At 51.8% G+C, this 19,353-nt stretch carries 14 protein-coding genes and 2 pseudogenes; 5 read left to right on the top strand and 11 right to left on the bottom strand.

The window, feature by feature from the left end; genetic code table 11:
- Positions 1–153 precede the first annotated feature (153 nt).
- On the top strand, positions 154–1,419 hold the full coding sequence (locus ACP158_RS08685) for an inorganic phosphate transporter (protein WP_424945762.1): 1,266 nt from the start codon (positions 154–156) through the stop codon (positions 1,417–1,419).
- 120 nt (positions 1,420–1,539) lie between these two features.
- The gene (locus ACP158_RS08680) at positions 1,540–1,668 is read left to right on the top strand and encodes a hypothetical protein (RefSeq protein WP_424945761.1); all 129 of its coding nucleotides are present in this window, start codon (positions 1,540–1,542) and stop codon (positions 1,666–1,668) included.
- A 352-nt stretch (positions 1,669–2,020) separates the two neighbouring features.
- Here ACP158_RS08680 and ACP158_RS08675 read toward each other — a convergent pair whose 3' ends face one another.
- On the bottom strand, positions 2,021–3,025 hold the full coding sequence (locus tag ACP158_RS08675) for a PDDEXK nuclease domain-containing protein (protein ID WP_424945760.1): 1,005 nt from the start codon (positions 3,023–3,025) through the stop codon (positions 2,021–2,023).
- A gap of 198 nt (positions 3,026–3,223) precedes the next feature.
- Positions 3,224–3,391, bottom strand: a pseudogene (locus tag ACP158_RS08670) (type I restriction-modification enzyme R subunit C-terminal domain-containing protein); the annotation flags it as partial.
- Between the two features lie 152 nt (positions 3,392–3,543).
- On the opposite strand from ACP158_RS08670, the pseudogene ACP158_RS08665 reads away from it, so the two are divergent.
- Positions 3,544–3,720, top strand: a pseudogene (locus tag ACP158_RS08665) (inorganic phosphate transporter); the annotation flags it as partial.
- Between the two features lie 88 nt (positions 3,721–3,808).
- Here ACP158_RS08665 and ACP158_RS08660 read toward each other — a convergent pair.
- The 5 genes from ACP158_RS08660 to ACP158_RS08640 all read right to left on the bottom strand — a co-directional run bounded on the left by ACP158_RS08660 (position 3,809) and on the right by ACP158_RS08640 (position 8,533).
- Positions 3,809–4,375, bottom strand: coding sequence for a hypothetical protein (locus ACP158_RS08660; RefSeq protein ID WP_424945759.1), 567 nt, complete (start codon positions 4,373–4,375; stop codon positions 3,809–3,811).
- Positions 4,372–6,306 carry an acetate--CoA ligase gene (gene acs, locus ACP158_RS08655; protein WP_424945758.1) on the bottom strand — a complete coding sequence of 645 codons (1,935 nt, stop codon included), beginning with the start codon at positions 6,304–6,306 and terminating at the stop codon, positions 4,372–4,374. The genes ACP158_RS08660 and acs overlap by 4 nt, the downstream gene beginning before the upstream one ends.
- A 90-nt stretch (positions 6,307–6,396) precedes the next feature.
- Entirely contained in the window at positions 6,397–7,344 is a 948-nt protein-coding gene (locus ACP158_RS08650) for an ornithine cyclodeaminase family protein (RefSeq protein ID WP_424945757.1), read from the bottom strand.
- Positions 7,345–7,374: 30 nt separating this feature from the next.
- Positions 7,375–7,509 (bottom strand): hypothetical protein, encoded by a 135-nt coding sequence (locus ACP158_RS08645; RefSeq protein WP_424945756.1) that lies wholly within the window; start codon positions 7,507–7,509, stop codon positions 7,375–7,377.
- Positions 7,510–7,843: 334 nt separating this feature from the next.
- Positions 7,844–8,533: a DsbC family protein gene (locus tag ACP158_RS08640; RefSeq protein WP_424945755.1), complete on the bottom strand. Its 690-nt coding sequence runs from the start codon at positions 8,531–8,533 to the stop codon at positions 7,844–7,846.
- Positions 8,534–8,875: 342 nt separating this feature from the next.
- On the opposite strand from ACP158_RS08640, the gene ACP158_RS08635 reads away from it, so the two are divergent.
- Both ACP158_RS08635 and ACP158_RS08630 read left to right on the top strand, forming a co-directional pair.
- The gene (locus ACP158_RS08635; RefSeq protein ID WP_424945754.1) at positions 8,876–9,274 is read left to right on the top strand and encodes a MerC family mercury resistance protein; all 399 of its coding nucleotides are present in this window, start codon (positions 8,876–8,878) and stop codon (positions 9,272–9,274) included.
- A gap of 44 nt (positions 9,275–9,318) precedes the next feature.
- On the top strand, positions 9,319–10,887 hold the full coding sequence (locus tag ACP158_RS08630) for a trimethylamine methyltransferase family protein (RefSeq protein ID WP_424945753.1): 1,569 nt from the start codon (positions 9,319–9,321) through the stop codon (positions 10,885–10,887).
- A 109-nt stretch (positions 10,888–10,996) separates the two neighbouring features.
- On the opposite strand, the gene ACP158_RS08625 is transcribed toward ACP158_RS08630, so the two are convergent.
- From ACP158_RS08625 to ACP158_RS08610, 4 genes are read right to left on the bottom strand one after another with little or no spacing between them, the layout of a single operon-like run.
- Positions 10,997–14,221 carry an aminotransferase class III-fold pyridoxal phosphate-dependent enzyme gene (locus ACP158_RS08625; RefSeq protein ID WP_424945752.1) on the bottom strand — a complete coding sequence of 1,075 codons (3,225 nt, stop codon included), beginning with the start codon at positions 14,219–14,221 and terminating at the stop codon, positions 10,997–10,999.
- Positions 14,184–15,863: a choline dehydrogenase gene (gene betA / locus ACP158_RS08620; protein ID WP_424945751.1), complete on the bottom strand. Its 1,680-nt coding sequence runs from the start codon at positions 15,861–15,863 to the stop codon at positions 14,184–14,186. Before betA ends, ACP158_RS08625 begins: the two co-directional genes overlap by 38 nt.
- 30 nt (positions 15,864–15,893) lie before the next feature.
- Positions 15,894–16,673, bottom strand: coding sequence for a dimethylarginine dimethylaminohydrolase family protein (locus tag ACP158_RS08615; RefSeq protein WP_424945750.1), 780 nt, complete (start codon positions 16,671–16,673; stop codon positions 15,894–15,896).
- 9 nt (positions 16,674–16,682) lie between these two features.
- Positions 16,683–19,352: a DEAD/DEAH box helicase family protein gene (locus ACP158_RS08610; RefSeq protein WP_424945749.1), complete on the bottom strand. Its 2,670-nt coding sequence runs from the start codon at positions 19,350–19,352 to the stop codon at positions 16,683–16,685.
- Position 19,353 lies beyond the last annotated feature (1 nt).

Below are 19,353 nucleotides of genomic sequence, written 5' to 3'. Positions count from 1 at the left end.
TCCGTGCTTGACACGGAATCCAGTAAAATACTCGTCCGCGTAGCGGGACACATTAATGAATCTGCTAATTGGTCATTCCTGCGACAGTAGGAAACACTGAATAAAAATCGCTTTCAAAACGCTTCCCATTTTTAATCCCCTGCCCTGCTACCTATGGAAATACTCGCTCAATACGGCCCCATACTGATTGCGATTGCGATTGTATTCGGGTTTTTTATGACCTGGGGCATTGGCGCAAACGATGTCGCAAATGCGATGGGTACGTCCGTGGGCTCGCGCGCGATCACGGTCAAGCAAGCCATTATCATCGCCGCAATCTTCGAATTCGCAGGCGCATTTCTGGCCGGTAGCCATGTCACAAAAACCATTCGCAAAGGCATTATCGATCCCTCTTCCATCGCCTCGCAACCGGAAATATTGGTATTCGGCATGTTGGCGGCGTTGCTGGCGGCGGCGATTTGGCTGCTGGCGGCGTCATGGAAAGGCTGGCCGGTTTCCACCACCCACGCCATTGTCGGCGCCATCGTCGGTTTTGGCATCGCCGGCATCGGCGTGGAGGCGGTGCAATGGGCAAAGATCGGTACCATCGTAGCGAGTTGGATTGTGTCGCCGCTGGTTGGCGGCGTGCTGGCGTATTTGCTTATGATCAGCATCCGCGCGCTCATTCTGAACCGAAAGCGCCCATTCGAAATGGCAAAACGCTGGGCGCCGATGTACGTTTTCATGGTGGGGTTTATCGTTGCTTTGGTCACCGTTTTCAAAGGCTTAAAGCATTTGAACATCGAACTTTCCATCGCCCAAAGCTTTGTCGTCGCCATTGCCGTGGGCGGCCTCGTCTCGTTGATCAGTTGGCTATTGATTCGCAAAATAGAAATCGACGCCAACGCCGACCGGGAGTTTCACTACGCTAGCGTGGAGAAAGTATTCACCCCAATGATGTTATTCACCGCCAGCGCCATGGCATTCGCGCATGGCTCGAATGATGTCGCCAATGGCATCGGGCCGTTGGCCGCAGTCGTGAGCATCATTCAATCCGGCGGCGAACTGGCGCAAAAGGCGGCCATTCCGGTGTGGATATTATTATTGGGCGGCGGCGGGATCGTGCTTGGGTTGACCACCATGGGTTACCGCGTCATGCAAACCATCGGCAGCCAAATTACGCCGTTAACGCCCACCACAGGCTTCTGCGCAACCCTGGCCGCCGCGGCAACCATTGTCATCGCCTCGCGCACCGGCTTGCCGGTATCCACCACGCAAATTGCAGTCGGCGGCGTCATCGGCGTCGGCATGGCGCGCGGCATCGCCGCCATCGATCTCAGAGTGGTCGGCGGAATCCTCGTCTCCTGGCTAATCACCTTGCCCGTCGGCGGCATCCTCGCCGCGGTGATTTTCTTCATGTTGAAAGCGATTTTTATTTAATGTTTCCTACTGCCGCAGGAATGACCAATTAGCAGATTCATTATTAACTGAATTGCGCGTAATTTCGTACCCGCGCGAAATGACCTGCACCGTATTTCAACCTACACCGTCATTCCGTGCTTGACACGGAATCCAGTAGAAAAAATATCCGGCGTAGCCGGATTCATTAATGTGTCCCGCTACGCGGAGCCTGTCCTCGCGGAAGCGGGGAACGAGTATTTAACTGGATTCCTGCTTCCGCAGGAATGACGGCCGGGGTCAAATGACATGGCGCGCTTCGTGGCAGTAACGATTGACCATCAACCGTCATTATCGGGCTACGCGCAATTTCGCTCCCGCGCGAAATGACCTGCACCGTATTTTAACTTAACACCGTCATTCCAGCGCACGCTGGAATCCAGTAAGACAACTATCCGGCGTAGCCGGATTCCTTGCGGCGATAGCCGCTGACATTAAATGTGTCCCGCTACGCGGGACGAATAATTGACTGGATTCCGTGTCAAGCACGGAATGACGGTGCAGGGAGTTGCGCGTGCGGATGATGCGCGCCCTTACGGCTTACGCGCAATTTCGCCTAATTTTGTTTTTTGCCAAATTGCTATCACTCCATCCCCGCAATCAACCGTTTCTCGCGCGCAATCTCGGCAATCAGTTCTTCCTCGCTGGGCAATATCCTCCGGTATTTGGAGGCGAAAATCTGTTCACTTTCTTTGAGCACCGAATACTTAACGATAGTGTCATCTTTGTTGTCACAGAGAATAATGCCAATAGTCGGATTGTCATCTTCACCTCGTTTTAAGTCATCAAACAGCCGCACATACATATCCATTTGACCGATATCCTGATGACTGAGCTTGCCAGTTTTCAAATCAATAATGACAAAGCATTTAAGCAGGTAGTTGTAAAACACCAAGTCAATATAAAAATGGCTGGTTTCGGTGCTGATACGCATTTGTCGGGCAACAAAAGAGAAACCCTTGCCCATTTCTAATAGAAAATTCTTTAACTCATTGATGATGGCTTGCTCTAGCCTGGATTCCTTGAGTTTGGTTTGTTCGGGTAGTTGCAAGAATTCCAGCACATATGGGTCTTTGATAAAATCAAGTTTGGTCGTGTTTTCTGCTTTATGTTCGGTGTGGGATATTTGCTCTTGTGAAGAAAGTAAGCGTTGATAACTATGGCTTTTGATGTTTCGTTCAAGTTGCCTAACATTCCATTGCTGTTCACTTGCTTCAGTTAAATAATACTGGCGCGTTTTTGGATCATCCACACGCATAATCAAACGGTTGTGACTCCAGCTCAATTTGCTACACACTGTGTAGCAAATCTTCTGACCGGGGTAGGTCAGGTAGAATTGGCGAAAATTTCTAAGATTGGCATATGAGAAGCCTTTACCATATTCTTGACCCAGATCAATGGACAGATTTTCCAACAACCTTTTGCCATATGTTGCTCTTTTTTCGCCTTGTTGCTCTTCTTCCACAATGCGCTTTCCAATGAGCCAATAGGCTTCGACCATGGCAGCATTAATGGCTGAATGCGCCCGGTTCCGGGCGGCTTCCAGAATCTGCTTTATATCAGCATGAAAACTTGGTATTGCGCCCACTACACCAACTCCTTACGTAACTGCTCCAGCAATTTATCACCCTTGGCGAAGGATTGATGCAACATATCGAGCAATTCATCGCTACCTGTGCCGGTGTCTTGACGCATGATTTTGTGTGCTGATTCTACGATGCCGGAGATGTTGGCCATATTTCTTGCTCAATTATTTTTGGAACATTTTCCATTGTAACCCATCAGAGATGGTCTCTTTAATCAGGCGATTAAACTCAATCAATCTTTCGCCGTACTGAGTAAAGTAATCCCGCTTTTTGACATTGTTTACGCGCTCGGCACGAGCGAGTGGCGGCTGGTCAAAGGCGATGTGGCAAATCATATCAAAAATATCCATCTCTTTGTTCACGGATTCATTAATGTGTCCCGCTACGCGGGACGAGTAATTGACGGAATTCCTGCTTCCGTGTACAGTCCCGCCTGATTAATTATACTCGCCGGGTAGTATGTCAGGCATCAACTATGTCAATCGGAGGCTACCCAATGAATATTAACCTACACAAGCTGGTGTCCACCACGCAAATCGCGGTCGGCGGCGTCATCGGCGTCGGCATGGCGCGCGGCATCGCCGCCATCGATCTCAGAGTTGTCGGCGGAATTTTCGTCTCTTGGCTAATCACCTTGCCCGTCGGCGGCATCCTCGCCGCCTTGATTTTCTTTGCACTGAAAGCGACGTTTAGTTAAGGTTTTCTGATACTTGCAATGTTGCAATATAAAAGCCGCGTGGCCATGCCAGAGTCGCCGCGTTTTTTATTCGTGATAGTCGCGATTTTTAACCGTTAGTAATTTTGTCATAACACCACATCGCGCGGTCTAAAGTTCTCATGCATACTCCGTAGCTTTTCGCGGTAGCGCGACAAAATGCGACATATTTTTTCCAGAATTCATATTTGTATGTTGATGGAACAGTGTCGATGCCGGCGGATCGCAACGCCCTGAAATCTAAAATCGGGTAAGGATCGTTGTGGAAAAAATGAAGCACTGCCGATGCGGTCGGCCAGCCCACGCCATCAAGCACGGTTAGCGATTGAATTCGCGCTCGCTTGCTTGTTGTCGATAACGCAAACTCGGTCACTTTCTGCACATACTCATCATCATTGTTTTCAATATGCCATACATTCCTCGGCGACTTCCAATGCGCAAGAGCAAATAATTGCGTTTGATTGAGGCATCCTTTTTCCTTAACGCACTTGCGCAAATTCATCAGTTCAACCTCTTCGTTCCAGTGTTCTGTCCCAACCTCGTCTTCATATTGAGAGGGATAGGTTTCTATGGCAAAAGCACAGTCGAGATTTCTATTTAGCACGAAAGTCGGCATGTTTTCATCTTTGCGCCTCACCCCGCCCTACTCTCAATCAATTCCTCGACTACGGCCGGATCGGCCAATGTGCTGGTGTCGCCGAGGTCGCCCAGTTCGTTGGCCGCGATCTTGCGCAAGATGCGGCGCATGATTTTTCCGGATCTGGTTTTGGGCAAGTCCGGCGCCCATTGAATCACATCCGGTTTGGCAATGGCGCCGATTTCTTTTTTAACCAGTTCGAGTAATTCGGTTCGCAACTGTTCGCTCGGTTCGGTGCCAACCATCAACGTGACATACGCATAAATCCCCTGCCCCTTGATTTTGTGCGGGTAGCCGACCACCGCCGCTTCGGCGACTTGCTCGTGCAGCACCAGCGCGCTTTCCACTTCGGCGGTGCCGAGGCGGTGGCCCGAAACGTTAATGACATCGTCGACCCGCCCGGTGATCCAGTAGTAGCCGTCTGCATCGCGGCGCGCGCCGTCGCCGGTGGTGTAGTAACCCGGATAGGTTTTGAAATAGGTCTCACAGAAGCGCTCGTGGTCGCCGTAGATGGTGCGCATCTGTCCGGGCCAGGATTGCTTGATCACCAAGTTGCCGGCCGCCGCGCCTTCCAGTTCGTTGCCGTCGGCGTCCATCAACGCCGGCTGAATGCCGAAAAATGGCAACGTCGCCGAACCCGGTTTCAACGCGGTCGCGCCCGGCAGCGGCGTGATCATAATGCCGCCGGTTTCGGTCTGCCACCAGGTATCCACTATCGGACAACGCCCGTCGCCGACCACATGGTAATACCATTCCCACGCTTCCGGGTTGATCGGTTCGCCCACGGTGCCGAGCAGGCGCAAACTGGCACGGCTGTGTTTTTTCACCGGCGCATCGCCCTGCCCCATCAAAGCCCGCAATGCGGTGGGCGCGGTGTAAAAAATATTGACATTATGCTTATCCACCACCTGCCAAAACCGCCCGGCGTCCGGATAGGTCGGAATGCCCTCGAACATCATCGTGGTCGCGCCGTTGGCGAGCGGGCCATAGACGATATACGAATGCCCGGTCACCCAGCCGACATCGGCGGTGCACCAATACACATCGCCATCGTGGTAGTCGAACACATATTTATGCGTCATGGCGGCGTATAGCTGGTAGCCGCCGGTGGTGTGCAATACGCCTTTGGGCTTGCCGGTAGAACCGGAGGTGTACAGGATGAACAACGGATCCTCGGCATCCATGACCTCCGGCGGGCAGTCCGCGGAGGCCTCGGCCATGGCTTCGTGATACCAGACATCGCGTTGCGCGCTACCGGTCACCGGGTTGCCGGTGCGCTGCACGACGATGGTGGTATGCACCTCAGGACAGTCCGCCAACGCCTGTTCCACATTCTCCTTCAGCGGCACATTCTTGCCGCCGCGCGGGCCTTCATCGGCGGTGATGACCACGCGGCAATCCGAATCCAGTATTCGGTCGCGCAAGGCGTCCGGAGAAAAGCCGCCGAACACCACCGAATGCACCGCGCCGATGCGCGCGCAGGCGAGCATCGCCACCGCGGCTTCGGGGATCATCGGCATGTAAATGGACACGCGGTCGCCTTTGTTCACGCCGCGCGATTTCAGCACATTCCCAAACTTCGCTACTAACTTGAATAACTCGTTATAAGTGATTGATTTATCAATATCTATTTCGTCCCCTTCCCACAAAATCGCCACCTGCTTGCCGCGCGCGGCAAGATGCCGATCGACGCAGTTGTAGCAGGCGTTGAGCGTGCCGCCTTCAAACCACTTAATGCGCGCCGCATGAAAATCCACATCCATGACCCGCTCCCAAGGCTGATACCAACTCACAAACTGCTTGGCTTGCTCAGCCCAGAATCCTTGTGGATCGTCCACCGATTGCTGGTACATTTTCAAATAGCGCGGGTTGTCGATGTGCGCATTTTCAGCAATTCCGCTATCTACGGCATAAACTTTATCATCTGGCATGTGTATTTCTCGCGTGTTATGTGGGTTTGGATTTTTGAACTTTACGGTCAAACGGCGCAATGCGCAACCACAAGAACGCTCGGCTAATCGCTACGAGTGTTCGTAAATAAACCGCGCGGTCATCAAATCGATATGACCGCCGCCGCCGTTTTTAAATACGGTTATCTCTTGGTCAGAGGTTCGGCCGGGATGTTTGTTCTGACATAAATCGTAATGATCAGCAAGCACATCATCTGCGTTAATCACGCCGTTTTTTATGGGAATCATGAGCTCGCCGATCTCGCCGATGGTGGTCAGACGAGAATTAACGAATAGTCGGCTGCGTCTAATGGCTTGATCATCGACTTCGCGCATATCCGGCGTGAAAGCGCCCACTAAATCGACATGCGTGCCGGCTCGCAGCCATTGACCCTTAATCAATGGCGCGGTAGTGCGCGTCGCGCAACATATCAGGTCGGCCTGCTTCACCGCGTTGGCAAGATTCTCGACTGCTTCGACTTCGATTTCACCGTTGTTTAAACGCTCGGCCAAATCAACGGCGCCACGGGTCGTTCGATTCCACAACAAAATTCTGCTGATGGACGGCCGCACCGCTCGATGGGCCTTAATCAGGTAGGGCGCCATAGCTCCGGCGCCCACCATCAGCATGGTTGCCACCGCTTGTCGGGCCAGATAACGCGCTCCCAAGGCTGAGTCTGCGGCCGTTTTGTAGTAGGTCATCACGGTGCCATCGATGGCCGCCAAGGGCAAACCATTTTGACCATCCAGCAACACGTAAACAGCCTGAATCACGGGCAGATTAGTGGCGGAATTTGCGGGAATGATGGAAATAATTTTTGCGCCCATAACGCGATCATGCTGCCACGCGGCACGGATGAAAAACGAATTGTTCATCTCGGGCGATGCGGCTGCGGCGGGCTGGGTCAGCAGTAAATCACGCATCTCATCGGTGGGCTGTTGATGCAATTGCGCGAGCCGATCGATAAGCCTGGAAAACTCGCAGATACGATGCACTTGCTCAGCGTCAATAGATTTCATCATTCCAACCTGTCTTGCTAACCTGTCTTGTCAACCTGTTTCGCCGTGATTGGCAAGCACGGATACCGAAGTGAGCGCGATCACCCTTAACCCGTCATCGTGCACTTGATAGCGGTCGGGGCAGTCGATTTGCGCCGAATTTTGCGGTTCATTACACTTGAGCATGCATTAAGTCAAGAAACACCATTATACAATCTGGATGCGGTATGCGCGTCAAGACGACATGCCACTCAACATGCCACGCAGTTCAATTGTTCACTATAAAGGCAACGGCAACCCGACCGCTTGCATCGGCCCGCTGGTCATTCCCGCGCAAACTGGAATGACAAACTTTGCTTAGTCCGTCATTATCGGGCCCGTCATTATTGGGCTGGGCCGATAATCCAGTGAAACACCCACGGCGCAAGTTGCAACATGATAAAAAGCGGGAATGGCGAGGGGTGTGATCAAGGCGGGGGGCGGAATAGATAACCATTCTTTTGTCGCATGATGCCAACCGCTATGGTATCACTGCCGCGTGCGCTTGCTGTACGGCCTCAGCAAGTTGCTGGTAGGGCACATACCCGCCCAGCCGGCTGCCGTCTTCGAGAATGATCGTCGGGGTGCCTCTGATGCCAATCTGAGCGCCCAACTCATAGTGCGCGCTAACCGGATTTGAGCATTGTTTCTGTACTATCGGCAGCCCGGCTTTGGCATCAGTCATTGCCTGGCGGGGATCATCCGCACACCATACAGAGGCCATGTCGTCGGCGACAGCAGAAGGAATGCCGGCACGCGGATAGGCGAGATACCGAACCTTCACCCCATTTTCGTTGAGTTGCGGCACCTCGCGATGCAGTTTCGCGCAATACGGGCAGGTGATGTCGGTAAAAACCGTGATCGTGCCTTTGACTTGTTCAGGGGTAAACACGATCATGCTGTCCTCGCCGATTTTCTCGATCACTTCAGCCAGCTGTTTTTTACGTTCAAGTTCAGTCAGGTTCACGCCCTGCTCGATATCAATCAGGTCGCCGTCCACCACATAGCGACCGTCTGCGGACATATACACCACGTTAGACCCAAAAGACACTCGGAATAATCCCGCTATGGGCGACCTTGCGGCATTTTCTGCGGCAAACCCAGGCAAAAATTTATTTGCCGCATTAATAACGGCTTGCGGAATAGGCTCGCCCGCAGCGGCTGTGAGCATTGAAAAGAGGCTAAACACAACCATTAAAACCAAGTTTGTTTTCATGTCCCTGCTTTCAGGTTTATGTTCATGTTTATGTTCATCGGGCTAAATGGTTATTGTGCGTTTCTTTGCGTCATTGAAACTGATTTATGAAACTGATTTATGGAAATGATTTAATGACATTTTCCTGACTTTTTCAATCGCCAGTCATTATAAGTCCCCGGCACCGGAAATCCAGCGATAACAATAAAAAAATATTTTCAACCTTTGCTATTGACCTGGTTGCCGATGCAAGGTTTAAATTCAGGGTTTAATGCGGCTGAATAAATCATTCATTTTAATTTAGGCGAGGTTATGCGTATGAAAAATTATTGGGAAAAAGTTCCGTCGCTTGGCGCGATTGTTGCGGCCGCTGGCTGTCCAATTTGTTTTCCTGCATTGGCTGCGGTCGGTTCGGTTTTCGGCCTGGGCGCCTTGGCCGCATACGAAAACCAATTTATTTTGATTACCCAAATATTTGTTGGGTTGAGTTTAGTGTTTGCGGTCATCAGCTTTAAAAGAACTCGATTTAAGTTATCGTTAACGATCGCCCTGCTTTCCGGCATTTTGATTTTCGCGGCCTGGTATGTGTTTTGGAACGAGGCGCTGGTTTATCTTGGATTGGCCGGAATATTTATTTCCGCGGTCTGGAACATTATTCTGGAAAAACGTATCGGTGAATGCAAAACGGCGAATGTAAAACTTGGCGGCTTTCGTTGATCGAGTCATGCAAGCGCCAATGATTCATCTAATCAAAGCAGAAAATGGCGCGCCAATCCAGCCGTAGAAACCGTCACCGTCGTGCTTCAGCGCAGCAAGAAGTCGCTGCCATCGGTTTGCCTCAACTCGAACGTAAAAAGTTGCGTAACCGTTTCGCGCCGGTGGAGCCGCTGGATCAGGAGCAGGTCGAATTAATCCACGATGCTTCGCTGCGACTGCTTGAACAACAAGGCATTGAAGTTCTCGGCGACCAGGCGCTGGCGCGGTTTCGCCAGGCCGGCGCCGTTGTGGATGCGGATGGCATTGTGAAAATGGAACGCGGGCTGGTGCTGGAAACCATTGCTAAAGCACCTGCTGAATTCACGCTGATGCCGAGAAATTCGGAAAATGCGGTGCGAGTTGGCGGTGATGCCATTAATTTCGGACTGGTATCCGGGCCGCCCAATGTTCACGATAACATCCACGGTCGGCGCGCTGGCAATATCGATGACTACCGCAAGGTCATTAGTTTCGGTCAGTACTTTAATGTACTGACATTCTTCGGAAATCAAGCGCTCGCGCCCATCGACCTGCCGGCCAACAATCGCCACCTTGATACCACGCTGCTCAATTTAACCCTGTCAGACAAAGTGTTTTTTGCCACCGGCATCGGCGGCGGGCGGGCACGCGATGCGGTTGAACTATGCGCCATTGCGCGCGGTCTCAGCCTCGATGAGATGTTGGATAGCCCCGCGGTGCTGACCAACATCAACATCAACTCGCCGCGCAAACTGGATGACTCAATGGCTTACGGCGCGATGCAAATGGCGATGCTCGGTCAAGCGGTTGCGGTGACGCCGTTCACGCTAATGGGGGCAATGACGCCGGCGACCATGGCCGGCGCATTGGTGCAACAAAACGCCGAGGCTTTGCTGGGCATATCCTTGGTGCAGTTGACCCGTCCCGGCGCGCCGGTGGTGTATGGCGGATTCACTTCAAATGTGGATATGCGCTCTGGAGCACCGGCCTTCGGCACGCCGGAGAACGCGCTTGCGAACATGGCCGGCGGCCAGTTTGCGCGCAAATACAACCTGCCCTATCGAACCAGCGCGTGCAACGCCTCCAATACCGTGGACGGACAGGCTACCTGGGAAACGCAAATGGCGTTGTGGGGCGCGGTCATGGGACATGGCAATTTGATTTACCATTCTGCCGGCTGGCTTGAAGGCGGATTGGTCGCATCGTTCGAGAAAATTGTGATGGATTGTGAAATGCTGCAGCACATGAGCAGCATGCTCGAACCGATCAAAATTGATCTTGCCGAAATGGGTCTTGAAGCGATCGAAGAAGTGGGGCCGGGCGGTCATTTTTTTGGCTGCGCGCACACCCTGGAGCGATACAAAACCGCGTTTTACCAGCCCTTTCTGAGTGACTGGCAGAACCATGAAAATTGGGTGCTGGCCGGGGCTAAGGACGCCACCATGCGCGCGACCGAAACCTGGCAGCGCGTGCTCAATGAATTTGAGCAGCCACCGACCGACCCGGCGATTCGAGAGGCCCTGCAAGCCTATGTCGCCAAGCGCAAGGAAAAACTGAAAACCAACGAACCCGAACTTGAGCCTACGCCGCTGTGAAAATACAGATTTCTTTCCATTGATTTGAAGTGAGACACCGGCGTAGCCGCGACATTATAAAAAGCGGGAAGCTCATCCGACAAAAGCCAAACCGGTTATAAACCCTCCCTTACGGTGCGCCCATTACAGTCGTTGCAAAATCCTCTTTCAACACTTGCTCCAATGTGGAGGTAAATTGATCCACATTTTCCTCGGTGAAACATAACGGCGGTTTGATTTTCAGCACATTGCGCAACGGCCCGTCCGCGCTAATCAGCACCCCCTCCTGCTTCATTCTCTCCACAATATAATCGGCCTGCTCGGCGGCCGGCTGCAAGGACTCGCGGTCATCGACCAATTCTATTCCAATAAACAAACCCAACCCGCGCACATCGCCAATCAGGGGGTAACGCGCTTTCAACTCGCTCAGTTGCGCCAGCAGTTGCGCGCCGACACGCAGCGCATTTTGTTGCAATTGCTCATGTTCAATCACCTCCAGCACCGCGTCGCCGATGGCGCAGGACACCGGGTTGCCGCCGAAGGTGTTGAAATATTCCATGCCATTATTAAACTCATCAGCGATTTCCCGCGTGGTGATGACCGCGGCCAGCGGGTGACCGTTGCCCATCGGTTTGCCCAGAGTCACAATATCCGGAATCACGTCCTGAGAGGCGAAAGCCCAAAAATGGCTGCCCACTCTGCCAAAACCCGTTTGCACTTCATCGGCAATGCAAAGCCCGCCAAAATCCCGCACCTGTTCGTACACGGCCGTAAGATAACCATCGGGCAGCACCATCTGGCCGCCGCAGCCCAGTATTGATTCGGCGATGAATGCGGCGGCGCCGGACTGATTTTCCGCGCTTTGCAGCGCGTCTTTTACCGAATCCACGTATTCCAGCACCGCGTTGGCTTCGCTGGAATAGGGGCCGCGATAGCGATCCGGCATCGTTGCGATATGAATGTGACTGGGGGGAATGTGACTGGAGGCGCCCGCTCCTCCTGGTCCATTGTGTTTATACGGACTGATCTCGATCAGGCTGGCGAGGTTGCCGTGATAAGCGTGATCGAGAATGATGATATCTTTTCGGCGGGTATAGTGTCTTGCCAAGCGCAAGGCCAAGTCGTTGGCTTCGCTTCCGCTGTTAACCAAAAAACAAACACTCAATGGGTCAGGGAACTTATTCAGCAGACGTTCAGAATATTTTTCTATCTGCGAATATAAATATCGGGTGTTGGTGTTCAATACGCCGCTTTGCCGCCGCGCCGCTTCCACGACTTGCGGGTGGCAATGGCCGACATGCGCTACATTGTTAACCGCATCGAGGTATTTTTGCCCGCTATAGTCATACAAATACTGCATACTGCCGCGGGCCAGATGAATGGGTTGCCGGTAGGAAAGGCTGAGTGACGGGCTAAGCGATTGCGCCCTGCTCGATGCAATGCTTTCAGCGATCTTGTCCGGGTCGTTGGTATGCGGATTTAACCGGGAATCCGGGATGCCCGGAATGCCTAGAATCATATTCGCATCGGGACATAAATTCAGCCAAATATTTCGATGGGCATGGCTGCCAACGCCGACGAAGGTATCGGTTTGCCCGAGCATGTCGGTGATAATTTGAAAATGAACATGCGGCGGCCAATGGCCGTTTTCGTGGATGTCGCCCAATTCGGCAATCTTTTGAGCCGGTGCGACGGCATCTCCAATAGTGTGGTGCGCTAACGAGACCGGTCTCAAATGGCCATACAAGGTATAAAACTTTAGCGCGCCATCCTTACCATCAACCAGATGCTCCAGGATTAAAGTGCCGCCATAGCCCAAGTCGTCGTGATTATTTTCAACGCCGTGAATTTTTCCGGCTAGTGGCGCGTATAGCGTTGATCCGGCTGGCATGAAGATATCAATGCCAAGGTGGAGGGTGCGGCGGTGACCGGTGGCATCGGTAAAATCCTCGGCACTGTATATCAATCGGTACTCGTCGTATTTACCGATGGCGGCGACGCATTGCGCGTCTTCAATCGCTCGCAATATATTTTTCGCGGCGCGCACGGGATCAATCGTTTCGGCCGGATTCGGCATTTGCGCGCTGCCGACGCTGACATCCAGAATCAGCAGTGGGTCAGCCCTGAGATCAACCTCTACGATAGATTTGAATTGTTCAGAATTGGACTGCAGCCATGACACCACCCGCGCCGTGGTCGGCACCGGCGCGTACCCGCAACTATCGCGAAACAAATAATGCGCGAAATCCGCGGAGATTAATTGCAACTGCGCCAACGCGCGCCATGCGGATTGCTCGCTAATTCGTAAATATTCATTGTCCGGGGACTGCGATTTTTGCTCGGCGCAAATACAAACGCTCAGGCACAAGCGCATGCACATCAACTCGAACAAAACGCTTATTTCAACCTCGGTTAACGGAAATTTTCGGCAGTAGCCTTTGATAACGGACGCGGCCGCATCCAGCGGATGATGCTTGTCCAGCATGGCATAGGCCGCGGCAACGGCTGGATCCACCGCGATCCATGAATACACCATATCGCCGTAATCGATGATTCCCTTTACCCGTTGGTTCCACGGGCCGCCTTCAACAATCACATTGTCGCCGTTTGCATCGTTATGAATCGCGCCGAAACGTAATTGATGCGCTAGCGGCAGTACCCTGCGGATAAAACGATTCTGGAAAAGAGCGATCAACTCGGTTTTGCTGTCATCGCCCAGCAGCGGTTTATATCTTTCCAGAATTTCGACCGCATCGTTCATATTCCACAACAAGGGTCTTTCGATAGCGTCATGCTTGAAATCTGCGAGAACCTGGTCAACCTGGCCGACGGTTTCGCCCAAACTCTCGAGCAACTCGGCGGTGTGCGGATTGACCGCGGACATCAAGCGGCCTGCAACAAAACCGACGGCGCGGCAAAAGTGTTGTTCTCCGCTTGCGGAAATGACCGACTCGACCGACTTGCCATTGACCGATTGAATGGTTTTCGGCGCGGCTACTGCGCCATCGCCCCGGTCCACTTTAGCCATTGCGGTAAACACGTCATGCTGACATTCCAGCATGGCCGCGTTTTCCTGGCTATTGGCGATTTTGAAAACGACTTGCCGCTGTTGCGATTGACTCGCCGCCGATGTGATCAAAAAATTCAGGTCGCGTTCGCCATTGAGGCGTTTGATCGTGCCTTCAATGCCGTATAGGATTTTCGCCGCATCTGCGGCTTGCTGGTCCAAAAATTCGGGGAGAATGCAGGTTTTGGTCATGGCGCGCGGTCGATTAAACAATCGTTGTCCTGACGAATACAAGGTGAAGCGTTGACTTTTAGCGTTGGCTATCCTGCCAGTTATCGGCCAAGCCAATTGCGGCACTGGAAGGAACGAGCATGCCTTTTCCCTTGATCATATCGGCCGCGCGTTCGGCGACCATGATGGTCGGCGCATTCAGATTGCCGTTGGTGATGAGCGGGAAAATAGACGAATCCACAACTCGCAATCGGTCGATGCCATGCACTCGGGTTTCAGGATCAACCACCGCCATCTCATCGGTTCCCATCTTGCAGGTGCAGGACGGATGGTAGGCGCTTTCCACGCCCTGTCGCACATAGGCATCGATTTCATCATCGCTGACCACCGCTTCGCCGGGCTGTATTTCCGCTCCCCGATATTCATCCATGGCCGGCTGCTGCATGACTTCCCGCGTTAGTCTGACACACTGCCGAAATCCTTCCCGGTCGCTTTCCTGTTGCAGATAATTGAACAGGATGGACGGTTTGTCCAACGGCTGCGCTGATTTAATTCTGATCCGGCCGCGGCTTTCGGGTTTGTTATGCCCGACATGAACCTGGAATCCATGCCCGTCAAACGCGGCGTTGCCATCGTAGCGCATGGCCGCGGGCAAAAAGTGGCATTGAATATCGGGCGCTTTTATGCCGGATTTGGAGCGTATAAAGGCGCACGATTCGAAGTGATTGGTGGCGCCCAATCCGCTTTTGAACAGATACCACCTCGCGCCAATCAGGAATTTATTCCATAGATCCAGTTTGCCGTTCAGCGTGATGTTTTGTTTGCATCTAAATTGAAAATAAAACTCAATATGATCCTGAAGGTTTTCTCCGACGCCGGGAAGATCGTGTATCACCTCAACACCGGCTGCCTTTAATACTGCCCCCGGCCCGATGCCTGATATTTGCAGTAGTTGCGGCGAGCCTACCGAGCCGGCACTGAGGATGACTTCTTTTTTGGCTTCAACCGTATGAATCCGTTCGCCGATTTGGTATTCAATTCCCCATGCGGTTTTTTTTGCCCGGTGGCTGGCGGTTTTATTGTCCATGACGATGCGCCGGGTTAGCGCATGGGTGACAATTTTTAGATTTTGCCGTTGCATGGCCGGCTTCAAATAGGCGTTTGCGGTTGACCAGCGCACACCATTTTTGACCGTCATCTGCATGGGGCCGAAACCTTCCTGACGATGGCCGTTGTAATCTTCCGTGAATAGATAACCCGCTTGCACCCCGGCATCAATGAACGCCCGGTAAAGCGGGTTTTTCATTTCATTTCCCTGGTTCACCGCCAAAGGCCCGCCCTCGGCCCGGTAGTCGTCGCTGCCCCATTTCCAATCGTCCGCTTTTTTAAAGTATGGCAGGCAATTCGCATAGCCCCAATCCGTGGCGCCGCTGTCTTGCCATTGCTCGTAATCCATGGCATGGCCGCGCGCATAGACCATGCCGTTTATCGAAGACGAGCCACCCAACACTTTTCCCCGCGGGCAATGCAGCGATCGGTTATTGAGGTACGGTTCAGGTTCGGTGTGAAACTGCCAGGCAAACTTTTCGGTACTCATTGGAATCGACAACGCGGTTGGCATTTGCAGGAAAATGCTGTTGTCCTGGCCGCCAAATTCCAGCAACAATACCGAAACATCGGGGTTTTCCGTTAGCCGGTTAGCCAGGACACACCCTGCGGAACCAGCGCCGACGATGATGTAATCGAAACTCTCAGTCATGGTTACGCATCATAACAAACTGCCGCGCCGTCATGTCAAGCGCAACGACAAACAGGTTAAACCGCCCTCCATTTTTGAAATTTCCGATACCGGCATCTCAATCGTTTGAAAACCATTTTCTTCGAGCAGGCGTTGCGTCCCGGGATAACCGTCAGGAATCAATATCGTCCCGTTTATCCACACCACATTGGCGGCATATTCCTCACCCTCGGGCACAACCAGTTTTCTGTAAGCGGATAAGCAGTCCAGATGAAAACAGGATTGGGTCACCAGCAAGGTATGTGAGTCGATAAAATTCACGCTGGATTTAAAGTGCAAAGCCTCGGGCGCATCTACGCCCAAGTCCACAATATCGCCTCGGTAACCATACTCGCTTAATATGCCGCAAAGTTGCTCGGCGCCGGGTTGATTGGTGCGTGCGGACAAACCGACGATACAGTGCCGCATCGCTTCCATAATCAAAACATCGCCGCCGTCCACGATGCCGGGGTCAGTAATATATTTTAACTGCCGAAATTTCGCCAGCGCATCGGTGATATGTAACGTCTCGCCGCGCCTGGAGTCCGCGCCAGGGCGCATGATCACCGCTGCTTCCGGCGTGACGATGGCGACATCCTCGGTGAAGTAGGCGTCGGGGAATTCTTCCAACGCCTCAAGTTCGATAATCTCCAATCCAAGACGCGCCAGCGTGTTCGCATAATGACGATGTTGTTCCATTAACCGCGCAAAGTCCAATTTGCCGCGATCAACCGAAGTCAACCCGCGCCGCGCGCTGTTGCCCGGTCGCCGAACGATTGCGTGTTTGTACACTGAAATATGTTATTGGAAGTCCCCAAAACCTTTAATCAAGGCGGCGAAAGTTTTTATCTTATATTTTTTAAACCCCGCCTCATCCACATACAAAAAACGATATGTGGTCGTTGACTGCAATCTATTCACATCCTCGCACCACTGTTTCATGCGTGCTTTTTTGTTAATAACATCTAATTCTTCGCGACCTTTGGTTTCTACGATAAAGACATCGTTCTCGGATGCCTTTACCAAAAAATCAGGATGATAATTGGCAATGTTGCCATCAGATTTTACATAATCCACCCGGAAACCCACGGCAAAATAATTTTTCGCATAACAAATAATATCATCGCACTCCTCCAGAAATTTTGCGAATGTTAATTCCAGAGAACTGTCGCCGATAATTTTATTAAAGATGCTTTTTTTCGGAATGATACATTCTTGCTTTTTAACAATAAAAGGGCGAGTTGCTGAAGTATTTATCTGCTTGCTAATTTCGGTGCTGCCCTTATCTTGCAAAGTGATGTTGTTGATATTTTTCTTGAAGGTTTCTATGATGATTTTAGTGACTCCAGGTTCGGAAAGATTGCGCAGTGTGTTTTGATCTTCAAGGTTAACCGGATTCACAAACAAATCTTCACTGATGAAAGTTTTCATTTTTTCATACACCAGATCATAAACACTTGCCAGTTTTAATTCTTTCATAATGATGCGACTGAAAAAACTCACAACCAACCGATAATCGGAAACTCCGGCATCGCCCAGTTCGGTCTCATGACTGCTTTCGTCTTTCGCCAAGTAGCGAAAAATAATGTTTCGTTTTTGCTGTTCGTCGAATTGTTTAACGAGCGGCTTTTCGTGAGTGAATTTTTTGCTGTCCAGCATGTCCAGACGGCCGTGTTCTCGGTAGGTTCTGGGCGCCAGTATCGGAATCTCAATATTCAGTTCGTCAATATTTTTTCTCGGATTATCTTTATCTACCTCAATCACCAAAGGCCCGGTTGGATCAGAATTCGTATCCATGCGCTCCCGTTCCAGCGTTATGCCTTCTTTCTCTATCGACTCGACAAAATCCATAAACGCATCGGTGCCGATGACGCTCAGCTTTTCCTCGGCATCGGCATCAGGATACATGCGCCGCAATCCGCGTCCCAGGGTTTGTTCGGGCAGGATATTGCTTGTTGCCGAATAGACGCGTAGCCCGACGATGGTGGTTACATTGCGCACATCCCAGCCTTCTTTCAGCACCAGCACCGAGACGATGGCTTTGTATGGACTGTCTATGTTGTCTATGTCGTTGGCTTGTTTGCGTAGTTTTTCCAGTTCTTCCTTTCCTTTGCCAGTGGTAGTTTCAGCAATGTCGCCATTCTTTTTGGTATGAATTACCAGCACAGCATCTTTCAGTTCAAGATAAGTGTCTTCCAGATACTTGGCAACTTCATCGCAATTTTTTGTATCATCAGTCATCACGAATAGCACCGCTTTTTTGTTCATTTTTTGATGTTCTTCGTGTACCTTGCGCCATTCCACAACACCGAGATTTAGATAATCGGCGTATCTTTCCGAAAATTTGCTACTGCTTTTTTCTTCCAGTTTGTTGCGGCTGGCGACATCGGGAATCACCGGATGCTTGACCACATTTTGCGCAATGGCCTCCACCAGCGGATAGTCCGTCACCGTCTGCACGAAGATAGCGCCGTTGTTGTGTTTGGGCGTGGCGCTGGTGTCCACCTGCAACGCGAGTTCGCCTCCCTTTTGTTTCAGACGGTTGTGGATGTCTTCAATCGACTTAAACCACGCCATCCGGGGGGCGTGGATATGATGCGCTTCGTCGTTAAACACAACCAGTTCATCTATGTCGCGCACGATCATGCCCAGGTCCACCTTGGAATCAGTAGTCGCACCGGTCGGACGCTTTCCCAAAAAATAACCCATGGTATTTTCATCGTCCGGTGAAGGCGGAATATCGTCACCGGCATACACGCGGTGGATGTTGGTAAGAAAAATATTGCCGGTTTTTCTAACCACCGTCACATCATCCTGAATATGCAGAGTTAGTTGAAAGTCATCCCGCCAGTTACGTCCTTCGTATCCACTATCCGGCAGCACCGGATCGGCATAAAAAATTTTCAGACCATCAAAATCCTTTTTCAAACGGTCTAACACAATAATATTCGGCGCGATGAGCAAAAAGTTGCGCGCAAGTTTTGAATCGGGTTCGTAGAGTTTATGAAAATAACACCAAGCCAGAGCGAGGCTCAGCACCTTGGTCTTACCGCTACCGGTTGCCATCTTGATAACAAAACGCAACCAATCTTCGTCAAATAGATTGCGCGAAACCTCTCCGCTTGAATCAAAACGTATCAGATCAAACTTGTCCTTGACTGCGGCAACTTCATATAAATAAACAATCGTCTCAATCGCTTCTCGTTGCGCGAAGTAATAGCGGAATTCCCGCGCTATCCCGTCGGCCCCGGTCAGCAGATGATCTCCACCAAACCACCAGCGCAACAAACTGCGACCGGTGTCCGTGGCGCCCTCGTAGTCTTTATCGCGCCAAGTTTTGACCTGCTCGCGCAACTTCTGCACCAGCGGCGGCAATTTATCCATGCGCTGGTCGGGTTCGCCCGGTAGCCAGCGCGTGTCGGGATTAAGAATATCGTGGGGCGAGACGGGGAAGTTAGGTGGAAGGGGCATG

Source organism: Candidatus Spongiihabitans sp. (assembly GCF_965247905.1).
Classification (GTDB): domain Bacteria; phylum Pseudomonadota; class Gammaproteobacteria; order Arenicellales; family Poriferihabitantaceae; genus Spongiihabitans.
The sequence above is the reverse complement of the archived record's forward strand: the minus strand, read 5'-3'. Positions and strand labels throughout refer to the sequence as shown.

Bases quoted from the DNA above. Each gene is read 5' to 3' on its own strand.
- ACP158_RS08650 (WP_424945757.1), bottom strand. From the start codon at position 7,344: ATGAAATCTATTGACGCTGAGCAAGTGCATCGTATCTGCGAGTTTTCC.
- ACP158_RS08610 (WP_424945749.1), bottom strand. From the start codon at position 19,352: ATGCCCCTTCCACCTAACTTCCCCGTCTCGCCCCACGATATTCTTAAT.
- betA (WP_424945751.1), bottom strand. From the start codon at position 15,863: ATGACTGAGAGTTTCGATTACATCATCGTCGGCGCTGGTTCCGCAGGG.
- ACP158_RS08630 (WP_424945753.1), top strand. From the start codon at position 9,319: ATGGCGCGCCAATCCAGCCGTAGAAACCGTCACCGTCGTGCTTCAGCG.
- ACP158_RS08635 (WP_424945754.1), top strand. From the start codon at position 8,876: ATGAAAAATTATTGGGAAAAAGTTCCGTCGCTTGGCGCGATTGTTGCG.
- ACP158_RS08640 (WP_424945755.1), bottom strand. From the start codon at position 8,533: ATGCTCACAGCCGCTGCGGGCGAGCCTATTCCGCAAGCCGTTATTAAT.
- ACP158_RS08645 (WP_424945756.1), bottom strand. From the start codon at position 7,509: ATGCTCAAGTGTAATGAACCGCAAAATTCGGCGCAAATCGACTGCCCC.
- acs (WP_424945758.1), bottom strand. From the start codon at position 6,306: ATGCCAGATGATAAAGTTTATGCCGTAGATAGCGGAATTGCTGAAAAT.
- ACP158_RS08685 (WP_424945762.1), top strand. From the start codon at position 154: ATGGAAATACTCGCTCAATACGGCCCCATACTGATTGCGATTGCGATT.